The organism is Mycolicibacterium arenosum, assembly GCF_024320865.1.
Classification (GTDB): Bacteria; Actinomycetota; Actinomycetes; order Mycobacteriales; family Mycobacteriaceae; genus Mycobacterium; species Mycobacterium arenosum.
The window spans coordinates 183,239-205,808 of sequence record NZ_JANDBD010000007.1; the positions used below are offsets into that span (position 1 = coordinate 183,239).

The following is a 22,570-nucleotide window of genomic DNA, read 5'->3' on the forward strand; positions in this document are numbered from 1 at the left end:
CGTCACGCTATACAGTTGATCATCGACGAACAATCATGTGACGTTGGCGTACGACCCCAAAGGACTTCGGCTCGCGAAGAGCCTGCAATTCCTGAGCGTGCGCCAAGCACACAGCGATCAGATTGTCGAACTGCCAACCTCCGCCGAACCGGCTTGGTATTGATTGCATCACGACCAATTCGCCGTAGCGAGCAGTCGAATCGCAGAGGCGGGCGTAACATCTGCCCTTCGCTCGCGCGAGCACGCAATATCTCAACTTTGGAGTAAGCCTGTGTTCGAAATATGGAACGCCGAGGTGCCAGCTTGGCAGTTTACCCTTCCCTAGATTGCACGCCTGGCAAAGGAGTTGCAGATTCGACATGGTATCCGAACCTCCGAGGGCGATCGGGACAACATGGTCGACGTGCGGATTGGTCAGAGTTGTCAACAGTGCCCCGCACAGAGCGCATCGCGAGTTTTGACGATCCTCGAGTTCTAAGCGTTCCGCCTCATCCAACTTCAGTTCCCGGTAAGAACGGAGCGTCCCCTCTAGTTCTGAGTCGGTCGGTTCCCTGCCTAACACAAGTTCTAGGTAGTCACGCCGTTGCCGCAAGGAAAGTATGCCACTCGGAAACAAGCGCAAGAAATTTCTTGCTCGCAACTCATCCAATTTTTCCGACACGGCGTCTAACGCCGACATTCCAATTTCAGCCGCCACGGACTCCATTGCTTGGACGCCATCATCTGCGTCGGTCATTTTTTACGAGCAGCCTTCATATCAAGATCGACGCTCGTCCTTGTCAAGAACGCTGTTAAAGCTGAGATATCTTGGCTTGTATTTTGACGCTTGGAGATCTCGTCGATATAGATAGTCTTCTGGGTCGAGGTACCCTGGGTGAACTCTTCCTGTGCCCAAATTACTTTCTCGGCCAGTCGACGAAGACTGATCTCTAATTTCGACCAAACCTCATCACCGGACAGTTCGTACCCGTCTGACAAGTAGTTTTGCAGTTTATCGATCACGACTTGAGTTATGGCACGCAATCCCGCGCCGTGCATGAGCCGAGAGTCCTTGGGTTTCTTGCCCCATGCAGTAGGCCACACATCTCTTACGGTCACGAATGCCCGCGCAATTACGGGAGTTAGCTGTGCAGGATCATTAGCTATGTCTTCCGGCAACGACGATCTGAATATTTTCGCTACACCAAACATACTGTTATACGCAATTATTGGCGAATCCACTTTTGTGTTTGGATATTTTACCAACTGATATAACGGCGACTCCTTATCTTCCAAAGAGAGTCGCCGCACGATTTCCGCAGTAACTTGCTCATCTTTCAAATAGCCAGGAGCATCAGACATCGAAGCGAGGAGGGCCTTTGAGAAGTCGGTCGATATCTTGACGGTCTCATTTGCAACTTGAAATACACGTTTGGCCTCTTCTTCGGTACTTACTAGTGCAGACACCCCGATGTCAATAAACGGAATCTCATCCGGTGATATCAAACTGACTGCTGCAGTTCGTTGTTGACCGTCTACCAGCAGAATGCTCTTTTCCTCATCGAACGAAGCTCCGCGCCAAGGGATGCGAAGTTCGACTACCCTCGCGCGTTGCACCAGGTCGCCCTGACCGAGGGCTACCTCTTGAAAGTCTTCAAGGGCTCGAACCACAACGAAGGAAGCGGGGAGATCTGGCGGAATCTCATCTCCTGGGTCAACGAATTGTGTCGCAGAGCTTGCCAGCACGAGTAGCACTGAGTTTGGAATATGCGAACCACTCAGAACAGAATCCCTTATTCGCAAAACGTGCGCTTTTATCTCCGCCCGTTGGTTACCGGAGCCCGCAAGAGCGTCAAGCCTATCAATTCGCGCAAAATGGCGAATTAACCGACCTTCTATCGAGAACTGGTAGCGACTAACACCGTCGGGTGATTGCGATTCGATGGCGTTCAGAATTAGATATTCGAATTCGCCAGACGCGCGCCTAAATAATTTGACCCCCTGCTCATCAAAGGGTCGTTGCGTCTTATTCGACGTATCCAATACGCCTTCGTCTACCAAAGTCACAAGCGCATCAACGAAGCCCTGTTCGCTTGCACCGGGTCCCCAGAGTTCGGCAAGGTCCGAAGCAGATAGGAGGGGGTCTTTGAGATTACTGAACACCTGGCGAGTGAACTGGTCCTGTGTAACAGTCTGACCCTCCCGAAGGGAGGCAGCATACGCCCTCTCCTCGTCGGAAAGGTTTGCCAACAGGTACTCGCGCATGCCTAGAGTCCTTTCGTTCGAATGCATTGATCCTGCCGGGGCAACCGAAACGTCGCTCCCCTAGTTCAGGCTAGCGGCAGTCGGGTCCTGCTACGCCGACCCGGTTGCTCGACGGGACGCCAAGGTCGGGCGCCAGTGCGTCCAATCGCGAGTTCCACTCGCTTCGCGAGTCTCCGATCGTGTTCGTAACCACCTGATGGAAGTCCTGAGGCCGTTGCGTTCCAAGACAGAAACAAGGCCTGCTGTCAGCGACCGCGCCTCACACAAACTATCTGACACCCTCCCGCAGCAGATGACATCGTGACCCCACGTAACCGCCTGCCCGACCCCTAATCGGATACCTCGCGCCTTCTGCCACACTTCCGGCGCAGTATTCCGCCCGTTCGCACCCTCAACATCCGGATGCGTGCCGACACCGCACAGGCGAGGTTCCGAGTCCGCGACTCGCCCTCGCCCGTTCCCACACCGGCCACATTGAAAGGCGTCCGATACGAGGACTTTTCGCCCTGCCACCGCACACCCATCCGCCAATTTCTCGGTCTCGCCATGTCTGCCCAACACCTGTCGATGCTCGGTCCGGCCTTAACACCGGGAAGTGACTCTCCAGGTGCACAATCGTCTCGTCAGCCCACGTCCGTCTCGTCCCACGACTTCCCCACGCAAATGGAACCGTTGCGAGTTCAGGTCGGTCATCGCGACATGCTTACTCTCAGGCGCCAGCGACCGATCGAGCACCGTCGGGAATCGCGACCTCCACCTGCGACTCCCGCGCCGCCAGAAAGTACATCTCCTGCGCCTGCTGCAAACTCCATCCGCGCGGTGAGTGAATCACCTCGAGAATCGTCCGGCGATACGGCTACACCCATCCATCGGGTGCCCTGTTGCGCAAGTCGAATAGGACGGTTCAGCCCTGCTTTGGGAAGTGTCTGCGGCTCAGCCCGCCAACTGTTCAACCCGCGACACGAGTAGTCGCACCTCCGCCACCGACGGCGCCAACTCGTACGCATGGAGATGCACCGCGCGACTCAGCCCATGCCACACCACTTTCGCCCGCTCCCCCAACTCCTCACCGTGGAGAGCGCCCAGCGCGACGAGCTTGGAGGTCGTCGCAGGCGGCCGATCGGAATTCACATCCGTGGACCAGTCCGCGCACTTCTCGTCCAGCCAGTCCTCGAATGCCCGGCGCGCTAACAGCGCTGCCGTCCGCGTCGCGCGCACGCCCAACCCGTAGTCGCCGTCTAACACCTTGCTCGCGTAGTCGAGCAGTTCACGCCGCTCAGTCACGAGGCCAGCTTCGCGAGGTCGCCGACTGCTAGCCGTGTCGAGTTCACCGCTGCCTTGAAGTCCGTGATGTCGGAATGACCGCCCTTGGCCGCAACCTTCAGCGCGTGAGCACGCGCCCCTCCCGCCAGCCACTTCCCCAGGGCGTCGGGATCCGCGCGATCCACCGCCAGGCCGAGGCGCGTCCGCGTAGTCGTCGCCTTCTCCCACTCCGCGTCGACGTCGTGCGGCGCATCCCCGTTCGTCAGCGCCTGGCGCTGAACACCTCCCACGCCGTCGCCTCTAACGCCATCCGGCACAGCATCGGCACAGCGGGCGCGTTTCACCGCCGCCGGTACCGCCTCGTCCGCGCCGATAGCGAAGGCATCGTCGAGCAGCCGCTTGGCCGGCCTACTCGACTCCGTCACCGTCACAACGGAGTTCGCGCCCCGCGCCACCTCGACGATCCGCGCCGGCGCACGCGATCTCCGAATCGCTGCGGGCAGCCGGTCGTCGTGGGTTAACACGATAACCTGCCGGTGCTGCGCGATCGTCGTCAGCACGTCGAGGAAGCCGTCGATCTTGCTGGGGTCCATCGCCTGGATCGGATCGTCGAGCACGAGGAAACGGAACGGGCTCTGCTCCGCCGTCGCCCGCGGGATGAAGATCGCCAGCGCGAGCGCCTGCAGCTCACCCTGACTCATCACCCCCAGCGCCTCGGTGTCGGTGCCGTCCACATCGGCCTCGAGCACCACCCGCCGCGTCGTCTTCTGGCCCATCAGCCGGATGGCCCCCAGATCGACGTTGCTCTCCTGCCGCAGCGTCGACCAGATCTTCCGCGCTCGATCCGCCAGCGGCGCGATGCGCTCGTTCCGCAACTCGCTTGCGTTGTCATGCAACCACTTCAGCGCCTCGCTCGCCACCACTCACTTCGGCTCGGCCGCCAGCGCACCCTCCGTCCGCGTGATCCACTCCGCCACCGGCAGGGCTACCGGCGCCCAGACATCCTCACGCTGCTGAATCAGCGTCGTGGCCTCCTCGCGAAGTGATTCGTACGCGGCGCGCAGCACCGGCAGCGTCTCCTCCACATGATCTGCCAGCGCCCGGTGCCCGTCAGCGGGCAGTTTCGTGAACGCCTCGAACGCCGCCCGCGCCGCGGGCAGCGTTGTCAGATCCTCGTCGGTGAGCGGCGGCGCCTCGACCTCACGAACCACGGTCATGACAGCACTTCTCGCCTGGGCCGTCGCCGCGCGGGCCGCGGTCAGCGCCTGCACCGCCAGCTGGTCCTGCTCCAATGCCGCGCGCGCCGCCACCGCCCAGTCCGCGCCGAGGTCACCCTGCCCGCACACCGGGCAGCGCTGAGGGCCGTGGTCCCGGGTTCCATTGCGAGAGTTGTTGGGCGGGTCGTGTCCGTCGTCGTTGCCAGGGCACGCCGCCTCGGCGCCGCTACTGGATGACGAGACCGCGTACCGCGACGCGTTGGCCGGGTTCGTCGAGAGTGATTACAGCGCAGTGAAGTTGCATACGTGGGGTTGCACCGGGGCGGGACGCGTCGCTGCTGTACGCGCTGCGGTCGGCGTCTGCGCGACGAGTTCAGTTCGCTGTCAATCCTTCCCGCGGGTAGCGCTGTGGCAGTCGGAGCTGTTGGCGCACGTGCTGAACTTCGAACCGTTCAGCGCGGTGTGGTTCGACGTGCCGTTCGTGCGTGGGCCGACACCGGCGACGCGGTTGTTCTCGGTTGCCGCTGACGCGGGCTTGAAGGTGGAGCTGATCACGACGGGCACAAAGTCATTCAGGCGGTGGATCTTCAGACGACGTTGACGTTCGGCGGACCACATTCTTCGAGCAGGCGGTGCGGGTGGAGCCGATCGAGCACGGGTCGTCGACGTGCCGCGAACCGGGTCCGACGGGCATGTGCACGCGACGTCGGGGCCTAGGCTGAAGACCGGGTGGGACGTTGACGTGATTGATCGGCTTACGTTCGGGCGGTGAGTGGTTGGGGGATAGGCCGGGTAGGGCGATGAGGTCAAGCAATCGGCGCGCGATTGAATAGCCAGTGCTCTACCCACTCCCCGGTGACGCCCAATTCATTGCCAACTGCGGCCGCGTCTGCGCAGTAGTTCAGCCATCGCTGTTTAAAATTCATCTCACCCAGCTGGAATGGCCACCGCGTCCTGCGAAGTGAATCTATGACTCGTTGGTCGAAGACAAGCGGTGGCGTCGCGAGTTCAGCGTTCATGCCTGCGACCCAAAGCCACTTCGTGAAAAATCGAAAACCCAGGCCTGGCAGACCGTAAATCGCCGACCACCCGCCTGCTAGGTCACCGCGCTGGGCTGCGATCGCGGACTTTTTCAACATCGCGTCTAGATCGCCATGGGCAAGGGCCTCGGCGTGGCGACCGTAGTAGCGGTTTGTCGGGCCGACGCCCCACAGCAGGGTGACCACAAAGGCGCGACGTCGCGTTGAGTTTGTGCCTAGATCACTGGAAAGCCCCTTAAGGTCGTTGCGATTTACTCCCTCGCGATAGTGGTCGAGTGCCCACCGGACATCGCCATCGCCTGGGTTCCAACGCAGCCAAGCTCCTACGTTCGGTCTCATGCGCTGCTGATTGGCTGGGTTATAACGCGCGCGAATTACTGGTCCGTGCTGCTCGACTACGCGATTGACCCACTCTTCGTGAAGATCGTTGACTGAATCCCCCATGATCGACACCCTATGGTCCGGTGTTAGGATTTTGTCGCAATCCGAAAAGCCGCAATTCTCATCAGCGAACTGGCTGCCACTCGGTGGTCCGACCGTGCCCTGATCTCTTGCACTAACAGTTGACCTCGCTGCATCGACCACCAGAACTCCAGATCGCCCTGGCTTTCGGATGGACGACGTGCTGCAAGATGATGAGAGAACAGCATTGCAGTACCGGACCACGCGAGCGCCTGGCCCAGATTGCCGGCGCTGGCGCACACGGCGGCGCCGCCATCGAGTCGGCTCACCACCACCTCGGTGCCGCGCCCCTTGAAACTGCGCACCGGGTTCGCCGTTTCGAGTTTGATGCTCACACTGCAGCCGAGATCCATTGCCTCGCAGGGGTAGAGCGGGGTGTCGAGGAAGAGGGGGTCGATGAGCCCGCGCGCCTCGTGGATCCGAGCGGTGTCGAGCCGCGTCGTCCGCACGATTGTGCAGCTTAGTGAACTGTGCGACGCTCGACCAGAAGACCGTGATCGGGGGATCGCATGCTCGAAGTCATCGACAAGGGGGCGGCAAGCGACGCCCATCCCACGCCACTGCTGTTCATCCACGGCGCGTGGCACGGCGCCTGGTGCTGGGACGAGCACTTCCTGGACTTCTTCGCGGACAGGGGATATCGCGCCGTAGCCCTCAGCCTTCGCGGCCACGGATCCACCCCCGACGCGAAGGCGGTGCGCTTCGCCTCGATCAACGACTACGTCGACGACGTGGAGTCCATCGCCTCGGGCCTGCCCACCCGACCGGTGGTCATCGGGCATTCGATGGGCGGATTCATCGTCCAGACGTACCTGGAGTCGCACGACGCCCCCGCAGGCATCCTGGTCGCGTCGATGCCTCCCCACGGAGCGCGCCGATTCATCCCACGGATGTTCCAACGGCGTGCGGGGCGGGCCGTCCGGGCGTTGACGACGGGAAAGTCTCTGCAGTACTTCGACTCGCTCGATACCGTGCGCACCTTCTTCTTCTCGCCGACCACCCCCGAGGCGGACGTAGTGCGGTACGCCAGCCGACTCTGCGAGGAGAGCGCACGCATCAGCGTCGACTCGCTAGGACTCAACCTGCCGAAGCCCGCACTGATAAAGGCGTCGCTGCTGGTCGTCGGTGCTGAGTACGACGGCTGCTTCTCCACCGACGAGGTCCACGTGACGGCCGCCGCGTACGGGACCGAGGCCGTCATGTTTCCGATGGGCCACGACGTGATGTTGGAGCCCGGTTGGCGGGACGTCGCCGAGCACATCGACGGTTGGCTCGTCGGACGGGGACTCTGACGCGACCGCATCTTGACGACGCGTCGTCCCTCTCGGGAGGATGGGCTACGGCGCCGACCGGTCGCCGAGCCTCGGAACCTCCGCTCCAGCCGGAGTTCCAGTGGCGAAGGGGATCCGCCCCCTCGGTCGTGACTGCCGCAGGCCGTCTTCAGACACCGCGTCGCTGGAGGACGAGGGTGTTGTGAGGAGGCTTGTCCATGACCAAGGACGCGAACTTCAAGAAGGTCGTCCGCCGCCACGCCGAGGAGACCGGTCAGCGCTACACCGCATCGCTGGGTGAGCTCGAGGGGATGGGTTCTCGGATGGAGCACCAGCCCGAAGGCGATCGGCTGCTTGTCCACCTCCGCGATCGCTTCGGCATCGACGCAACCACCGCGACGAAGCTCAGTGTGCACAAGACCTACGTCTTCCGGATCGACCGAAATGACGGCAGCCCGTGGATCGCTCGGGCGTTCCCTCCCGCGCGACCCCGCACCCGCGTCGAGGGTGACGCCGCGATCCTGCGGTTTCTGGAACGGCACGGGTATCCCGCCGAGCGCCTGGCGGCCGACGTCTCGGATCTCGACGGAAGCGCGGTGCTCGTCACCCGATTCGTCGACGGCGGGCCACTTCCGGACGGCGCCGCGAAGTTCGCCATGATGGGCGACCTGCTCGGTCGCCTCCATGCGCTGCCGGCCGACCATTCCGTCAGTCGACCCGGCGGAGCGAGCGGCGAGGACCCACGCCACGAAGGCGCACCGCGGCAGGACCTGCTGGCCGCGCTGGCGTTACTCGACGCCGTCGACACGAAAGTGCCTGCGGCGGAGCGACAACAATTCGAGCGGCTCAGAGGCCAAGTCCGCTCCGCCGACGACGGAGCCGGCCTCCCGGAAGCGCTACTGCACGGAAATCTCCTCCACGCCCCCGAGCACGCGGTGCTGAGCGCAGAGGGTCCCGTCGCGATCAACTGGAAGGCGGCCGGTCGCGGACCGCGCCTCGCCGACTTCGCCTATTTGATCTGGGGTACCGGCGCGTGGAGCCCCCGTCGCCCCGACGAGCAGTGCATCGACGCCGCGGTGTCCGCCTACCGTCGGCACATCGAGCCGACCGACGAAGAACTCGACCGGCTCGCCGACGTGATGTACATCCGGACGCTCTATCTCGTCTGCTTCGGCTACCGACGTGCGATCAACGACGGCGTGACGTTCGACGAGTGGGGATTCATCGAGCCACCGGACTATTACACGTCGACGGCTGCCGCGACCCGTGCCGCGTTCCAGAAGCGGGTCTCTACCGACTGACGGGCGCCCTCACCTCTGCGGCGGCCTCGGCCCTCGCGGCGGCGGACCCACCGGCGGACCCACTGGCGGACCCGGCGGCCGCAGCCGTGTCGTCGGCGGCTCACCACCCCGCGCTCGCGGGGGCTGACCACCCCGCGGCGGCGCCGGGGGCCGGCGTGGCGGAATCGGCGCCGCCGGCGCTGACACCACCGCCCGTCGCGGCGGACGCAACCGCATCGCCTTCGTCGCGTCCTCGCTCCAATCCCGTTGCACCAGAACGTTCTGCGAGATCCGCTCCAACGCCTCGTGTACCGCACCGCGATCCGGTGGGGCCTCCATCCCCGACGTCTGCACCAGCCGCCGCGTCAGCCACTCCACCGTCTCCGTGCGGAACAGATCGATCTGATGCGCGCCCGCCGGCGTAAGCCAGAACACGTCGCCGCGCCGCAGCGCGTAGCCCGTGGCACACAGACGGTCGAATGGCGGTTCCAGGATCTCGCTCGGCACCCGCACGTGTTCGGCGACGTCAGCCAATCGGGCCTCACCGTTGGCCTGCCCGAACCGGTACACCTGCAACAGCGCCCACAACCGGCTGATGTCCAGCTTGCTGTCCGGCCGCTCGGCGAGCGTGCGCAACTGCATGCCGGAGCCCTGCTTGATCAGTCGGCCAACCGCGTTCTCCAGCAACTGATCCGGTGACGAGGTCGTCGGCATCGCGAACCCCTCCCCGAGGTCGGCGGCGATGCTCACGTCGTTGCTGCGCAGCGGGACCTGCTTGAGCATCAGCGCCAACACGAAGCCGACGATCGCCACCGGCGCTGCGTACAGGAACACCTGATCCAACGCGTCGGCGTACGCCGCGGCGATCGGGGCCGCCACCTCCGGCGCCAACGCGTGCAGCGCATCCGGTGACTGCGCCGCCTCGGGCGGCGCGCCACTCGACACCACCGCGGAGGCCAGCGGCTCCTTCAGGAAGTTGCCGAACAGCGAGCCGAAAACTGCTGCACCGAAAGAACTTCCGATGGTTCGGAAGAACGTCACACCCGACGTCGCGACGCCCAGGTCGGCGAAGTCGACGGTGTTCTGCACGATCAGCACCAGCACCTGCATGCACATGCCGATTCCGGCGCCCAGCACCACCAGGTATAGCGACTGCAGCAGCGTCGACGTATCCGGACCCATCGTCGACAGCAGCACGAAACCCACTGCCATGGTGGCGGTTCCGACGACGGGGAAGATCTTGTACTTGCCCGTCCGACCGACGATCACGCCGCTGCTCATCGACATCGTCAACAGCCCGGCCACCATCGGTAGCGTGTGCAGCCCGGACTCGGTCGCCGAGACCCCGTCGACGAACTGCATGAACGTCGGCAGGAACGTCAGCGCACCGAGCATTGCGAAACCGACGACGAACGACAGCGCGCAACTGACGGCGAACACCGGCTGCTTGAACAACCGCATCGGCAAGATCGGTTCCGGCGTGCGCAGTTCCACCGCCACGAACGCGCACAGCGCGGCAATGGAACCGAGGAACAACCCGATGATCATCGCGGAGCCCCACGCGTAGGTGGTGCCGCCCCAGCTGGTTGCCAGCGTCAGCCCCGAGGCGCCCAAGCCGACCAGCACGATGCCCGCGTAGTCGATGACCGGACGCGCCGTTCTGCCCAGGTTCGGGATCGCGACGATCGCGACGATGATCACCACGACGGCGATCGGCACGTTGATCCAGAACGCCCAGCGCCAACTCAAGTGGTCGGTGAAGAATCCGCCGAGCAGTGGGCCGATCACCGTCGTCACCCCGAAGACTGCGCCGAGCGCGCCCTGGTACTTGCCCCGTTCGCGCAGCGGGATCACCTCGCCGATGACGGCGGTCGCGGTCACCATGATCGCGCCGCCACCGATGCCCTGCAGCGCCCGCGCGGCGACCAGCATCGGTAGCGATCCCGCTAGCCCGCACAGCACCGAGCCGCCCATGAAGAACAGCACCGCCACGATGAACACCGGCTTGCGGCCGAACAGGTCGCCCAACTTGCCGACGATCGCCGTCGCCACCGTCGACGCCAGCAGGTAGCTCGTCACCACCCACGCCTGGTGCCCGGCGCCACCCAGATCGGCCACCACCGTCGGCAGCGCCGTCGCCACGATCGTCTGGTCCAGCGCGGCCAGCAGCATCCCGAGCAGCACGGCCGAGAAGATGAGGTTCCGCTTCGGCGCCGCCACCTCGACCTCAGCCGGCGGAGCCGGGGGTTGCGGCGGTCCGGTGATCGTTGCGGTCATGCGCGCACGCTCGATCGACGTCGTTCAGACATTGGTTCCGTATAGCCGCTTTATCGGGGTGCCACCCTGGGAACTCCCTGGGAACTCGCGCCCGCCCGCTTCGCGACGACGCGACTGCCTCAGTCCTTCGCAAGCGAACGGAATACCGTGCCCTCCGAAGACGCTCACCAAGCACCTCGCCTACGCCGAAGAGCTGCGCGAACTGCTCACCGCCCGCGTTGATCAGGTCACTAATGACGGCTGAGATGCGAATTACGACCACCTGCAAACACGTTGTCCCGTAGCGCGTATCCCAGCGCTCAACGCATCCCAAGCTCGTCGCTAACGTGGCGCCATGGGTTCGTTCACCCGGTAGAGCCGCCAGGTCGGCTGGCTGTCGCCGTCATTGGGGATCTCCAACTCCAGCGTGGCGATGTCGGCACCGGTCTCGTAGAGCGTCGGATACCGCACGTTGAGCGCGTCGGAGATGCCTCGGCCGGTCGGCGGAACGGCCAGCAGGTATTCGACGCCGTTGTTCTCCGGGTCGTTGAGCAGGGCGACGAAGTCCGAATCCGAGGGCACCACGAACGTCTCGGGTTGACTCGACGCGGCGGTGACCGCGAATCCGTAGACGGTGTCGGTGATCACCGAGCTCTCCGGCAGGTTGAGTCCCTCCAGATACCTCGCGATCTGGCGTTCGGTGCCGAAGGACGCGGCGATGCTGTGTTCGGTCGCCTTGCGGACGCTGACGTCATCCGGATCCGGCGCCAGCACGGCACCGAGGGCGTATTCCTGCGGGGCGTACCTCGGCTGCCCCATCGCCCATGCGGTGACCGGTACCGCCACGGCGAAAAGGGCGGCAACCAGCGGATAGACCACGGACCGGCGGCGGGGCTCCTGCCCTGGATCGGGCTGTGGCGGAGCGTATCTGCCGCGCCGCGTAGCAGGGATCAACACGCCGTCCGGGACCGCCAACATCGCCAGGCACGCCGACAGCGGGATGGCCACGATGTAGAACCGCAGGAACGGGAACGTCGATCCGGTGGCGTAGCTGAACGTCTGGAAGGCCAGCGCCGCGCCGTAGACGAACAGCGGCACTAGCAGCACCGACCAGTTCGGGCGACCGTACCGCCGGATTCCGCAGCACAGTGCAAGCGGGGCCAGGGTCGGCGCCAGGAAGGTGATGCAGACCAGCGCGAACGTCATACCCGCGGTGAAGGTCTCCGTCGGCTGACCGGACTGGGCGAGGATCGCGGCGTTGCCGTACTGAGAGGTGAACTGCGCGAACGCTTCTCCGGTGATCAACCAGCTGGCTGCCGCCCAGCCCACGAACGCGGCGAAGCCGGGCCCACTCACCAGGAGAGTGTCCAGCAAGGCGCGCCGGAATCGCGGTTCCGGCTTGGCCCGCAGATAGGTGGTTGCTCCCACCAGCAGTCCCGCGGCGGCCACGCACGCCACCGCGTCGTACCGGGTCAGGTAGGCCAACCCCATCGCGATGCCGCCCGCGGCGACCAGATGATGGACGTCGTCGTCCACCATCCACATGATGAGGCGCCGCACCGCCCACGACATGAAGAAGATGAACGGTGCCTCACTCATGCCGTTGGAACCGTAGAAGACGATCATCGGATTGAAGGCGAACAGCGCCGTGATGGCGAGGACGTAGCCGCGGGGCAACCCACGATCGGTACCCATGCCGAGGATCTGGACCACGCCGCCCGCCATGAACACGGCGGACATGATGGTTCCCGAGAAGGCCCGTTCGGTCATCTCCGGCCACAGCGGGCTCAGCAGGACCGCGGGGATCTGCACCATCGCGGTCAGCGGGGTGAAGATGAACCCGATGGCGGCCAGGTGCGGATCGCGGCTGAACAGTGCGCTCTGCGCTGCCGACACCCTGGACAGCGCATCCCCGAGGATGAATCCGTGACGTACCTGCAGCCAGTATCCGACCGCCAGGTACACCGCCAGCGCCACCAGGAAGACGGCGAACTTCAATCGGCGGTCGGACACCCGGAGCTTCTCGGTCACGGGGCAGCCGGCTCGTCCTCGAGCACGGGCCGCTGTGACAAGCCGTGAAAGGTCTTCTCCCAGTATGACGGACTGCGGACCAGCTGGTAGCAGCCCTTGGCCGCGGCCACACTCATCATCACCCAGAACAGCGGCACCGTCAGGCCCGCCACCAACAGGTCGGACCGATCGTCCTCGCGTAGTGCGATCAGGTTCATGTAGAGGGTGGCGCCGTTGCCGAGGATCAGCGCGACCAGTGCGGGAAAGTAGATGTACGGCGGAAACACGGCGCCGACGAGCGCCGGCTGCCCGAGGAACCAGGTCATGGTGATGAACCAGAACACGAGGTTGAGCACCGCGATGATCGGCGTTCCCGCCAGCACCAGGTTGAACCTGACGAAGCTGCGAAGACCGATGGTGCGCAACAGTTGTCGAGGTCGCCGAATGTGCACCAACCAGGTCTGCAGGTATCCCTTGTACCAGCGCGAGCGCTGTCGGATCCAGTTGATCGGGTCGCTGTTGGCTTCCTCGAGGGTCTCGGAGTCGACGACCGCTGTGCGATAGCCCGAGGCGGCGATGCGCAGACCGAGGTCGGCGTCCTCGGTGACGTTGAACGGATCCCAGGCGCCGATTTCGTCCAGCACGGACCTCAAGAGGTGGTTGGACGTGCCGCCCAACGGGATTGGGGCCGTCGTGCGCATCATGCCCGGCAGCAGGTAGCCGAACCACAGACCGTACTCGGCGGTGAACCAGCCGGTCAGCAGGTTCTGGTGCCCGTTGTGGTATTTCAGCTTGGCCTGCACGCATACGACGTCGTCGGGCAACTGCGCGAAGGTGGCCACCACGCGGCGCAACTGCAGCGGCTCGGGTAGGTCCTCGGCATCGTAGATCGTGACGATGTCGCCCGTGGTGAAGTGGAGACCGTAGTTGCAGGCCTTCGGCTTGGTTCGCGGCTCGGCGGGCGGCACGAGGACGATCGTGATGATGTCGGATTCGCCGCTGGCACGCGCGGCCGCGATGGTCACGTCGTCGTCGGCCTCCAGCAACAGCAGGACCTGTAACTTCTCCGGCGGATACCTCAGCCGGGCCATCGCACCGATCAGGTCGCCGACCACTTCCGGCTCGTTGTAGGCGGGCACCAGGATGGTGTAGCGGGGCAGGTCCTCGTCACGGATCGCCAGTGCTTCCTCGTCGCTGATCACGATCGCCCTGGACGCGAGACCCTGGCGGAAGATCATCACCCGATCGAGCATGGTCACCACGTAACCGAGGGTGCAGATGCCGATCAACGCCACGGCGGTCGCCATCGGCGCCGCGATCACGCAGCCCACGAGGATGAGCAGCAGCGCCCACAGGACGGGCCGCTGCCAGCCCACCAGCGGGGTCGACGCGGAGTTCAGCGGATCGTCCTCGCGTAGGCCGTTGATGGCCCGGTACAGCGCCAGTTCGCGGTCCGCCTCGGAACAGGTGTCGGGCGCCGGCCGGTCGACCCCGGCGCTCACCGGGCGCCGCCCACCGGAATGCGCTGCGCCGTAACGATTTCGCGACCCAGCTGGGTGAGCATCCCGGCGTCCTTAAACGCCGGCGCGCGGTCCGTGTCGGCGGCGTTGCCGCGGAGCAGGATCGTGATCAACGTGCCCAAGGTCGGCACCACACCACCGGAGGGCTCGGGAAACGGGGCCTCCGGGTCGTGGTTGTCGACCGCCAACAGGAGCACACGCTGAGCGATTTCGCTGTCACCCCAGGTGATCTGCAGCGCATTCCACGTGACCAGAAGGGTGTCGTCGACCACCGAGACCAACTGGCCTTCGACGCCCGAACCGAGGTCGACTAAGCGCGGTGCGCTGAGCCGGGCTCCGGCCACGTCGTAGAGGACCCTGGCAGGAAAGACGTTGAACGAGAACGGCCGCTCACTCGTCACGCTGTCGATCATCACGGTCCGTGGCCGCCCCAGCGTGTCCCAATCCGGGTTGACGTCGTCGGCCGTGACCTGCTGGCGGATCAGGTCGGCACCGCTGCCGTAGATGCGATGCACCCAGTCGTAGGTGCGCATCGAGGTGAGGTGCCAGCCGGGGGGCACCGCCACCGGCTGGCCCTGACGCAGAGCACCGGGGGCCAGGGGGATGACGGGGACGACGCTGACCGTCGGCGGGAGGCGCACGAACGCGAGCGCGATCCCGACCGCGACCACGACCGGCACGCCCGCCCACACCTGGCGAGCGGCGAGCGGCTCCACCTTGCGGTCCAGAATGCGCTTGGGTGCTCCGCGACGCGCGTACAGAAAGAACCCGCCGCCCACCACGCACATCGTGCTCACCGCCGGAATCAGCTGAAAGGCCAGCAGCGGCGCATCGTCGAAGAGGAGCGCCATCACCAGCAGGATCAGACCGCCGAAGGCCCACGACACCAGGGACCCGATCAATCCCCGCCGAAACGTTCGGCCCAGCGCAATCCCCGTGCCCACCCCCGAGACGAGCAGCGTCGCCGCACCCGCCGCCACTTTCCCGCCCCCCAGGGCGACGACCGTGAGGTAGTAGGGCAGCGGGAACGTCAGCAGCAGCACCATGCCCCATACCCACGCGAAGCGCATGACGGGTCGCAGCCCGAACAGCACGATGCTCGCACTCAACGCGTAGAGCCACATCGCCACCAGATCGAGCCGCAGCAGATGGAAGTACAGCGCGTAGCGCCCCAACAGAACCCCGTTGATCAACAACGCGAGCACCAGGGCCATCGTCCCGACGATCACGTCGGTCTGGCGATCGTGAATGGGCAATTCGGTTCGGTGCCAACGGGACACGCCAATCGCCACCAACGTCCCGACCACCAGGACGGTCCACACGAAGCCGCCCAGTCCGCCACTGCGAGTGGTCTGCACCAGACTGGCGATGCTGTCGAAGAAGGCGATCACCGTCATCGTCCCGATGAGGCCCCAGCGCAGCGGTAGGCGATAGCCCGGATGCAGGCCGTGATACCAGTCAGCCAGCTTCTGCCCGGCCCGGCGAGACCCGACGTCGGTGGATGCCGTCATGTCGACCGCTCGGCGCCTTTCCGCCTCGTCCGCCGCCAGATCAGCCCGGCCCCGGCAGCAACCAATGCGACGATGCCTGCGCCGAACCACCAGTAGGGCAGGCCATCACCGCCCGCGCCGGGCGTGTCGGACTGCTGGGGAACGACCGCACCGAAGGTCACCGGATCGCGCCCGGTCGGCGCAAGAACCGCGGTTCCGGTCAACCGGGTCCAGCGCACCGGGTCCGCGTCCAACCAACCCAACAACGCATCCAATTGCTCGGGCGCTCCGTTCGAGGTCGCGATCAACAACGTTCGGCGGCCGTCGAACACCGTCTGAAGGGAGCCGAATCGCTGCTCCGGATCCAGCGTCAGGGTGGTCGCGTCGGTGCCGCCGTCGGCGTCCGCAACCGTGAGCTCTCCGGAATCGTCTGCACTGACCGGTAACTCGATCCGCTGATCCGACCAGCCACCGGACGAGATGAGCAGGGCGGGGTTGGGTGAGTCGATGGCCTGCTGCAGCGGCATGACCGCGATGTCGATCGGCAGCGCACTCATCCGCTGCAGGCCCACGAGAATCGACACCGCACGTCGGGTGTCGGCGAACGCGTCCTCGCCGAGGCCGACCTCGATGCGGGGCATCAGCGCCTGGGGCATCGATTGGAAGCCCGCCGTCAGGGGCGGGTCGGCACGGCTGGTCTGTACCGGGCTGTCCCCGTCGATCGTCAGCGTGATCGGCTGAAACTCACCGCACCTTCCGGTGTTTCCGGAGATGTTGATCGCCACCCCGAGGTTGGTGTACCGCTGCATCAGCCCATCCGGAATGTCCACCCAGCGATCGATCACGCCCGCGCTGTCGACGGGCCACTGGTCGATCGTCTCGCCGTTGATCGCGACCACCACACTGCCGCCGATGGTGGTCGGCAGCGGGGTGTAGGTACCGCGCAGATGCACCCGCACGTTCTGCACGGATCGGCCCAACCGGGTCTGATCCAGTCCGATCGATACCTGCGGATTCAGCGCCGTGGCGTTCACGCCGGGTTGGCCGAGTTGCCGGATGGTCGTCATATCAGCGGGTAGCTGAGGCACGGTCTTCAGCGGACCGACCACGGCTCGTGAACTCACGGCCAACCGGGACACGTCGCTGGACAGCAGCCGCGCCTGGTTGATCAGCTGATCGGGCGGCCCGCTGATCAGTAGCGAGGGGACGCCGTCGGCGGCGCGCAGTGCCACCGCGACCTCGGGACCCTCGCGGATGACGATCTGTCGTTCCATGGGTGCCGACGGCTCAGCTGGGCCGGCTTGCCCATCGGCCAGCGGCGACACCACGATCTCGGTGTTCTGCTTGCCGTAGCGCGCCACCACCGCCGTCGCCAGTCGGCCTGCGGCTTCGGATTCGACGTACAGCGGTTGCGCCGGAATGAAGATGGTCAGCTTGCGAAGTATCGGCGGAAGGAAATCCGCCACAGTCGCCGGCGGTATTTCCGCTCCGTCGTATCGAATAGCGGAATCGGTGAGCCGTAGCGGATTCGTGGGGTCAAGGCAATAACCCTCCAACGGAACGAGATAGCTGCGGAGGATCAGTGTCACCGCATTGTCGACAACGGAAACGCCATCCAGGGGAATCACCACGGGCACCCGATCGCCCAGGGGTAGTGGCACCCGCGAAATAGTCCGCTCGCCCTGCGTCGCGGTCAGCATCCCCGCCTGCAGGTTGATCGGAATCTCCACGATGGCAGTCAGTTCGGCGGGCACCAGACCCTGCGGAACCGGAATCGTCAACGTCTCGGTACCCTGCGCTCCGTAAAAGGCGATGGTCGAATTCGCCCCCAGATCCCGCAACCCGAGGATGGGCGACTCGGCAGGCACGCCGCTTTCAGCGGGCTCAGCGAGTGCAGTTTGCGGGGTGAAAGTCCCGGCGGTCAGGAAAGCCAACACGAGGGCCGACACCATGCGCAATCCTCGGTGTGAACGACGCGGCATTCACAGGACAGTATCGACAGCGATCAGAATTCACGCGCAAACGAGTAAGTGATGCGAATTCGAAATCGCCCCGGTCCGTGAATACGGACCTCGGCAACCGTCCGGCTGCTGGGCCGACGCACGCCCGTGGTTTGCCACACCACCCCTCGGGTACCACGCTTGCATGACTCACCTGCCACGACTCCTGGGCGCAGCCGTCGTCTCCGCCGGAGCGATCCTCAGCGTCACCACCGCCGCCCCCGCAGTAGCCGCACCCTGCCCCGACGCGGAACTCGTCTTCGCCCGCGGCACCGGCGAGGCCCCCGGCGTCGGCGGCATCGGCCAGTCCTACGCCGACGCTCTGCGCGCACAGCTGGGCGCGAAGACCCTCAACGTCTACCCGGTGAACTACGCCGCCAGCGACGACTTCAACAACCGCGACGCGTTCGCCCAAACGGTCATCGACGGCGTCCGGGACGCCGGGGCACACGTGCAGGCCACCGCGACCAACTGCCCGGACACCAAGATCGTGCTCGGCGGCTACTCGCAGGGCGCGATCGTCGCCGGCTACGTCACCGCCAACGAGGCTCCGCTCGGGGTGCCCGCGTCCGCGGCGCCCGCGCCACTCCCCGCGAGCGTCGCCGACAAGGTCGCGGCGGTCACGCTGTTCGGCACCCCGTCACCCGAGTTCCTGGCGAGCTACGACGCGCCTCAGCTGACCATCGGACCGAACTACGCCGCCAAGACCCTCAAGCTCTGCGCGCAGGGCGACGCCATCTGCGACGGCACCCCCAACGGTCAGCCCGGCTTCGCGCACATCTCGTACGGCTTCAACGGGATGACCGGTGAGGCAGCTCAGTACGCCGTCAGCCGCACCGCATCCGCCCCGATGACCGGCTAGCAAATCCCGAAGGCGGGATACCGACGAACCGGGTCCGGTGTTTGCCGCGCGTCAAAATGGGTAACGCAGACCCGCCATGAATTTCACAGAGTTCGTCGTGGACCGCTGGTCTGTCCTGTCGTTCCTCGCCTACCAGCACATGAGTCTGGTTGTGCAGACCCTTGCTGTGTCCACGGTGCTCGCCCTGCTGGTCGGCGTGCTCATCTACCGCTCCAACTGGGGCTCGGCGCTCGGCAACACGGTAGCCGCCGTCGGCTTGACGATCCCCTCCTACGCACTGCTCGGAGTGCTCGTCGGCGTCGTCGGCCTCGGTGTGCTGCCGTCGGTGATCATGCTCGCTTTCTTCGGCGTGTTCCCGATCCTGCGCAACGTCGTGGTCGGGCTTCGCGGCGTCGACAAGACGCTCGTCGAGTCGGCGCGCGGTATGGGCATGAGCCGGCTCACCACGCTGTGGCGGCTCGAACTGCCGCTGGCCTGGCCGGTGATCATGACCGGTGTCCGGGTGTCCGCGCAGATGCTGATGGGCATCGCGGCCATCGCCGCCTATGCGCTGGGTCCCGGCCTCGGCGGCTACATCTTCTCCGGCATCTCCCGGATGGGCGGCGCCAACGCGACGAACTCGATCCTCGCCGCCACCATCGGCATCCTCATCCTCGCCGTCGTCCTCGACACCGTGTTGAACGTCGTCACCCGCCTCACCACCCCTAGGGGGATCCGTGTCTGAATCGGCCACCATCGACTCGGCCGGCGCCGACCAGCCCGAGCGGAGAACCGGCGGGGCGCGCATCCTGCTCGACGGTGTCACCAAGAGATACGGCAACTCGTCGAAGCCCGCCGTCGACAACATCACGATGGAGATTCCCGCGGGCGAGATCGTCATGCTGGTCGGCCCATCGGGCTGCGGCAAGACCACCACGATGAAGATGATCAACCGGCTGATCGAGCCGACCAGCGGGCGCATCCTCATCGGCGACGACGACGTCACACGCAGGAACCCGGACGAACTGCGCCGCCACATCGGCTACGTCATCCAGGGTGCGGGCCTGTTCCCGCACTACACCGTCGGCGACAACATCGCGATCGTGCCGAAACTGCTCAAGTGGGACAAGGACCGCATCGCCGCCCGTGTCGACGAACTGCTGGACCTGGTGAGTCTCGACCCCGCGCAGTACCGCGACCGCTATCCGCGCGAGCTCTCCGGCGGCCAACAGCAGCGCGTCGGCGTCGCCCGCGCGCTCGCCGCCGACCCGCCCGTGCTTCTCATGGACGAGCCGTTCGGCGCCGTCGACCCCATCACCCGGCAGCGCCTGCAGGACGAGCTGCTGCGCCTGCAGGAGGAACTCCGCAAGACCATCGTGTTCGTCACCCACGACTTCGACGAGGCCGTCAAGCTCGGCGATCGGATCGCGATCCTGCAGGTCGGGTCCGAGATCGTCCAGTACGACACCCCCGAGCAGATCCTGAACAACCCGGCCGACGACTTCGTCAGGGACTTCGTCGGCGCCGGGGCCGCCCTGAAACAGCTCAGCCTCAACCGGGTTCGCGACGTCGACCTGCACGAGGCGGCCGTCGCGCACGTCGGCGACGATCCCGCGGCCGCCGTTCGGGCCGCACGCGCCATCAATCGCGAGCACGTGATCGTCCTGGACGCGCAGGAGCGGCCGCAGCGCTGGCTCTCCCTGGACGAACTCGCCGACCCGCACTCGCTCGACGACGTCACGCGCGACGAGGAACTCGAGTGCGTGAACCTCGCATCGACGCTCAACGACGCGCTCGACGAGATGCTGACGTCGTCACACGGCGTCGTGGTGGTCACCGGCAGGCGCAACACCTACCAGGGCGTGGTCCGGGTAGAGACCATCATGGACGCCATGTCCGGCATCCGCTCGACAACGCCCGCCGCGGAGCCCGCACCGTGACGGCCGTCGTCATCGACCCGGTCGTCGCCGACGCGAGCTTCGACGGCCGTTCCCGCCGAATGAGTCTCGCGCGCTGGGTCCTCCAGCCGTTGGCGTGTGTGGCGGCGGTGGCGGCCTGCCTGGCGTACGTGCAGATCGCCGACGTCTCCGAGTCCGAGCAGCGATCACTCGGCGTGCAGAGCCTGCTGGACCTGCTGCGTCAGCACATGGTCGTGAGCCTCGCGGCCACCGTGTTGACGTGCGCCGTCGGCATTCCGCTCGGTATCGCCCTGACGCGGGGACCCATGCGACGCTTCTCGAAACCGATCATCACGGTCGCCGGATTCGGTCAAGCGGCGCCCGCGATCGGCTTGATCGCCCTCGGCGCGGTGCTCTTCGGCATCGGCCAGGTCGGCGCCATCGTCGCCCTGACCGTGTACGGCGCGCTGCCGATCGTCGCGAACACCGTCACCGGTCTCGACGGCGTCGACGCCCGGCTGGTGGAAGCCGGCCGCGGGATGGGAATGTCCAGCAGGGCAACACTTCTCAAGGTGGAGCTACCCCTGGCTCTGCCCGTGATCATCGCGGGCGTCCGCACCGCCCTGGTGCTGATCGTGGGTACCGCCGCGCTGGCGTCCTTCACCGGCGCGGGCGGCCTGGGTCAGCTGATCACCACCGGCATCAAGCTGCAGCAGACCGTCACGCTCGTCGTCGGCGCCGTGCTGGTCGCCGCACTCGCGCTGTTCATCGACTGGCTGGCGCGTGTCGTCGAGATGCTCGCCTCGCCGAAGGGGATGTGATGCGCACCGCCGTCATCGCCCTCGTCACCGCGCTGGTCGTGTCGAGTTGCGGTCTGGAGCCGGCCAGCGGCACCGTGCTCAAGGCGCAGCCCGGGTCCATCGAGCGCTACGACTCGCTCGCCGGCGTGCCGATCACCGTGGCCGCCAAGGACTTCACCGAGCAGTTGATCCTCGGGAACATGCTGTCGATCATCCTCGAGGTGGCCGGCGCCGACGTCACCAACATGAGCAACACGCCCGGCAGTTTCGGCGTCCGGCAGGCCATGCTGTCGGGCACCGCCAACGTCTCACCCGAGTACACCGGCACCGGGTGGATCAACTACATGGGTCACGAGGATCCGATCAAGGACCCCATCGGTCAGTGGAAGGCGGTCGACGAGCAGGACCGTGCCAACGGCCTGACCTGGCTCGAGCCGTCGCCGATGAACAACACCTACGCCTTCGCGATCCGCGAGTCCGAGGGCGAACGCCTCGGCGTCACCAAGCTCTCCGATCTGGCCAGGCTGGACCGGTCCGAGTTGACGTTCTGCGTCGAGAGCGAATTCGCCAGCCGCAACGACGGTTTCGAACCGATGCTGAAGACGTACGGCCTCTCGCGCCCTCAGCTCGGCCAGGTGACCAACCTCGACACCGGCGTCATCTACACCGCAACAGCGGACGGCGAGTGCAACTTCGGTGAGGTCTTCACCACCGACGGCCGCATCCCGGCGCTCGACCTCCGCGTGCTGGAGGACGACAGGCAGTTCTTCCCGCTCTACAACCTCACCGAGGTCGTGGCCACCGAACTGCTCGACGCCCACCCCGAACTCACCGAGATCTTCGGCCAGCTCAATCCGAAGATCACCAACGACGTGATGCTCGCACTCAACGCCAGGGTCGACAACGACGGCGAGGATCCGGCGCTGGTCGCGAGGGACTGGCTGGTGAAAGAGGGCTTGGTCTCGGTGGACTGAGCGC

20 protein-coding genes are annotated in these 22,570 nt (G+C 65.4%); 7 read left to right on the forward strand and 13 right to left on the reverse strand.

The features are described from left to right. Positions 1–19: 19 nt before the first annotated feature. From NM203_RS33540 to NM203_RS18000, 8 genes are all read right to left on the reverse strand, one after another. The gene (locus NM203_RS33540) at positions 20–736 is read right to left on the reverse strand and encodes an HNH endonuclease (protein ID WP_408633369.1); all 717 of its coding nucleotides are present in this window, start codon (positions 734–736) and stop codon (positions 20–22) included. Beyond that, complete coding sequence (locus NM203_RS17970) at positions 733–2,244, reverse strand: DGQHR domain-containing protein (RefSeq protein WP_255061418.1); 1,512 nt, start codon at positions 2,242–2,244, stop codon at positions 733–735. Before NM203_RS17970 ends, NM203_RS33540 begins: the two co-directional genes overlap by 4 nt. A gap of 933 nt (positions 2,245–3,177) precedes the next feature. Next, positions 3,178–3,528 carry a hypothetical protein gene (locus NM203_RS17975; RefSeq protein WP_255061419.1) on the reverse strand — a complete coding sequence of 117 codons (351 nt, stop codon included), beginning with the start codon at positions 3,526–3,528 and terminating at the stop codon, positions 3,178–3,180. After that, the gene (locus tag NM203_RS17980; RefSeq protein ID WP_255061420.1) at positions 3,525–4,403 is read right to left on the reverse strand and encodes a hypothetical protein; all 879 of its coding nucleotides are present in this window, start codon (positions 4,401–4,403) and stop codon (positions 3,525–3,527) included. The genes NM203_RS17975 and NM203_RS17980 overlap by 4 nt, the downstream gene beginning before the upstream one ends. A gap of 27 nt (positions 4,404–4,430) precedes the next feature. Beyond that, the gene (locus NM203_RS17985; RefSeq protein ID WP_255061421.1) at positions 4,431–4,853 is read right to left on the reverse strand and encodes a hypothetical protein; all 423 of its coding nucleotides are present in this window, start codon (positions 4,851–4,853) and stop codon (positions 4,431–4,433) included. 255 nt (positions 4,854–5,108) lie between these two features. Then, the gene (locus NM203_RS17990) at positions 5,109–5,342 is read right to left on the reverse strand and encodes a hypothetical protein (RefSeq protein ID WP_255061422.1); all 234 of its coding nucleotides are present in this window, start codon (positions 5,340–5,342) and stop codon (positions 5,109–5,111) included. 188 nt (positions 5,343–5,530) lie between these two features. Then, positions 5,531–6,208, reverse strand: a complete 678-nt coding sequence (locus NM203_RS17995) for an 8-oxoguanine DNA glycosylase OGG fold protein (protein ID WP_255061423.1) — start codon at positions 6,206–6,208, stop codon at positions 5,531–5,533. A 23-nt stretch (positions 6,209–6,231) separates the two neighbouring features. After that, complete coding sequence (locus NM203_RS18000; RefSeq protein ID WP_255061424.1) at positions 6,232–6,675, reverse strand: pyridoxal-phosphate dependent enzyme; 444 nt, start codon at positions 6,673–6,675, stop codon at positions 6,232–6,234. A gap of 60 nt (positions 6,676–6,735) precedes the next feature. Here NM203_RS18000 and NM203_RS18005 point away from each other — a divergent pair, with 60 nt between their 5' ends. After that, the gene (locus NM203_RS18005) at positions 6,736–7,518 is read left to right on the forward strand and encodes an alpha/beta hydrolase (RefSeq protein WP_255061425.1); all 783 of its coding nucleotides are present in this window, start codon (positions 6,736–6,738) and stop codon (positions 7,516–7,518) included. 197 nt (positions 7,519–7,715) lie between these two features. After that, positions 7,716–8,798 (forward strand): phosphotransferase enzyme family protein, encoded by a 1,083-nt coding sequence (locus NM203_RS18010; protein ID WP_255061426.1) that lies wholly within the window; start codon positions 7,716–7,718, stop codon positions 8,796–8,798. A gap of 9 nt (positions 8,799–8,807) precedes the next feature. On the opposite strand, the gene NM203_RS18015 is transcribed toward NM203_RS18010, so the two are convergent. The 5 genes from NM203_RS18015 to NM203_RS18035 form a co-directional block, all read right to left on the reverse strand. After that, positions 8,808–11,054, reverse strand: a complete 2,247-nt coding sequence (locus NM203_RS18015) for an MDR family MFS transporter (protein ID WP_303624815.1) — start codon at positions 11,052–11,054, stop codon at positions 8,808–8,810. 321 nt (positions 11,055–11,375) lie between these two features. Further along, positions 11,376–13,064 (reverse strand): ArnT family glycosyltransferase, encoded by a 1,689-nt coding sequence (locus NM203_RS18020; RefSeq protein ID WP_255061427.1) that lies wholly within the window; start codon positions 13,062–13,064, stop codon positions 11,376–11,378. After that, entirely contained in the window at positions 13,061–14,545 is a 1,485-nt protein-coding gene (locus NM203_RS18025; protein ID WP_255061428.1) for a glycosyltransferase, read from the reverse strand. The genes NM203_RS18020 and NM203_RS18025 overlap by 4 nt, the downstream gene beginning before the upstream one ends. Continuing rightward, positions 14,542–16,074, reverse strand: a complete 1,533-nt coding sequence (locus NM203_RS18030; RefSeq protein WP_255061429.1) for a hypothetical protein — start codon at positions 16,072–16,074, stop codon at positions 14,542–14,544. Before NM203_RS18030 ends, NM203_RS18025 begins: the two co-directional genes overlap by 4 nt. Further along, entirely contained in the window at positions 16,071–18,035 is a 1,965-nt protein-coding gene (locus NM203_RS18035) for a cellulose biosynthesis cyclic di-GMP-binding regulatory protein BcsB (protein WP_408633370.1), read from the reverse strand. Before NM203_RS18035 ends, NM203_RS18030 begins: the two co-directional genes overlap by 4 nt. Before the next feature lie 163 nt (positions 18,036–18,198). Here NM203_RS18035 and NM203_RS18040 point away from each other — a divergent pair, with 163 nt between their 5' ends. The 5 genes from NM203_RS18040 (at position 18,199) to NM203_RS18060 (ending at position 22,566) form a co-directional block, all read left to right on the forward strand. Further along, positions 18,199–18,915, forward strand: a complete 717-nt coding sequence (locus NM203_RS18040; protein ID WP_255061431.1) for a cutinase family protein — start codon at positions 18,199–18,201, stop codon at positions 18,913–18,915. A gap of 76 nt (positions 18,916–18,991) precedes the next feature. Continuing rightward, entirely contained in the window at positions 18,992–19,639 is a 648-nt protein-coding gene (locus NM203_RS18045; RefSeq protein ID WP_255061432.1) for an ABC transporter permease, read from the forward strand. Next, positions 19,632–20,834 (forward strand): ABC transporter ATP-binding protein, encoded by a 1,203-nt coding sequence (locus NM203_RS18050; protein WP_408633371.1) that lies wholly within the window; start codon positions 19,632–19,634, stop codon positions 20,832–20,834. Before NM203_RS18045 ends, NM203_RS18050 begins: the two co-directional genes overlap by 8 nt. 59 nt (positions 20,835–20,893) lie before the next feature. Beyond that, entirely contained in the window at positions 20,894–21,613 is a 720-nt protein-coding gene (locus NM203_RS18055; RefSeq protein WP_255061729.1) for an ABC transporter permease, read from the forward strand. Beyond that, positions 21,613–22,566: a glycine betaine ABC transporter substrate-binding protein gene (locus tag NM203_RS18060; protein ID WP_255061433.1), complete on the forward strand. Its 954-nt coding sequence runs from the start codon at positions 21,613–21,615 to the stop codon at positions 22,564–22,566. The genes NM203_RS18055 and NM203_RS18060 overlap by 1 nt, the downstream gene beginning before the upstream one ends. The last annotated feature ends 4 nt before the right edge of the window (positions 22,567–22,570 follow it).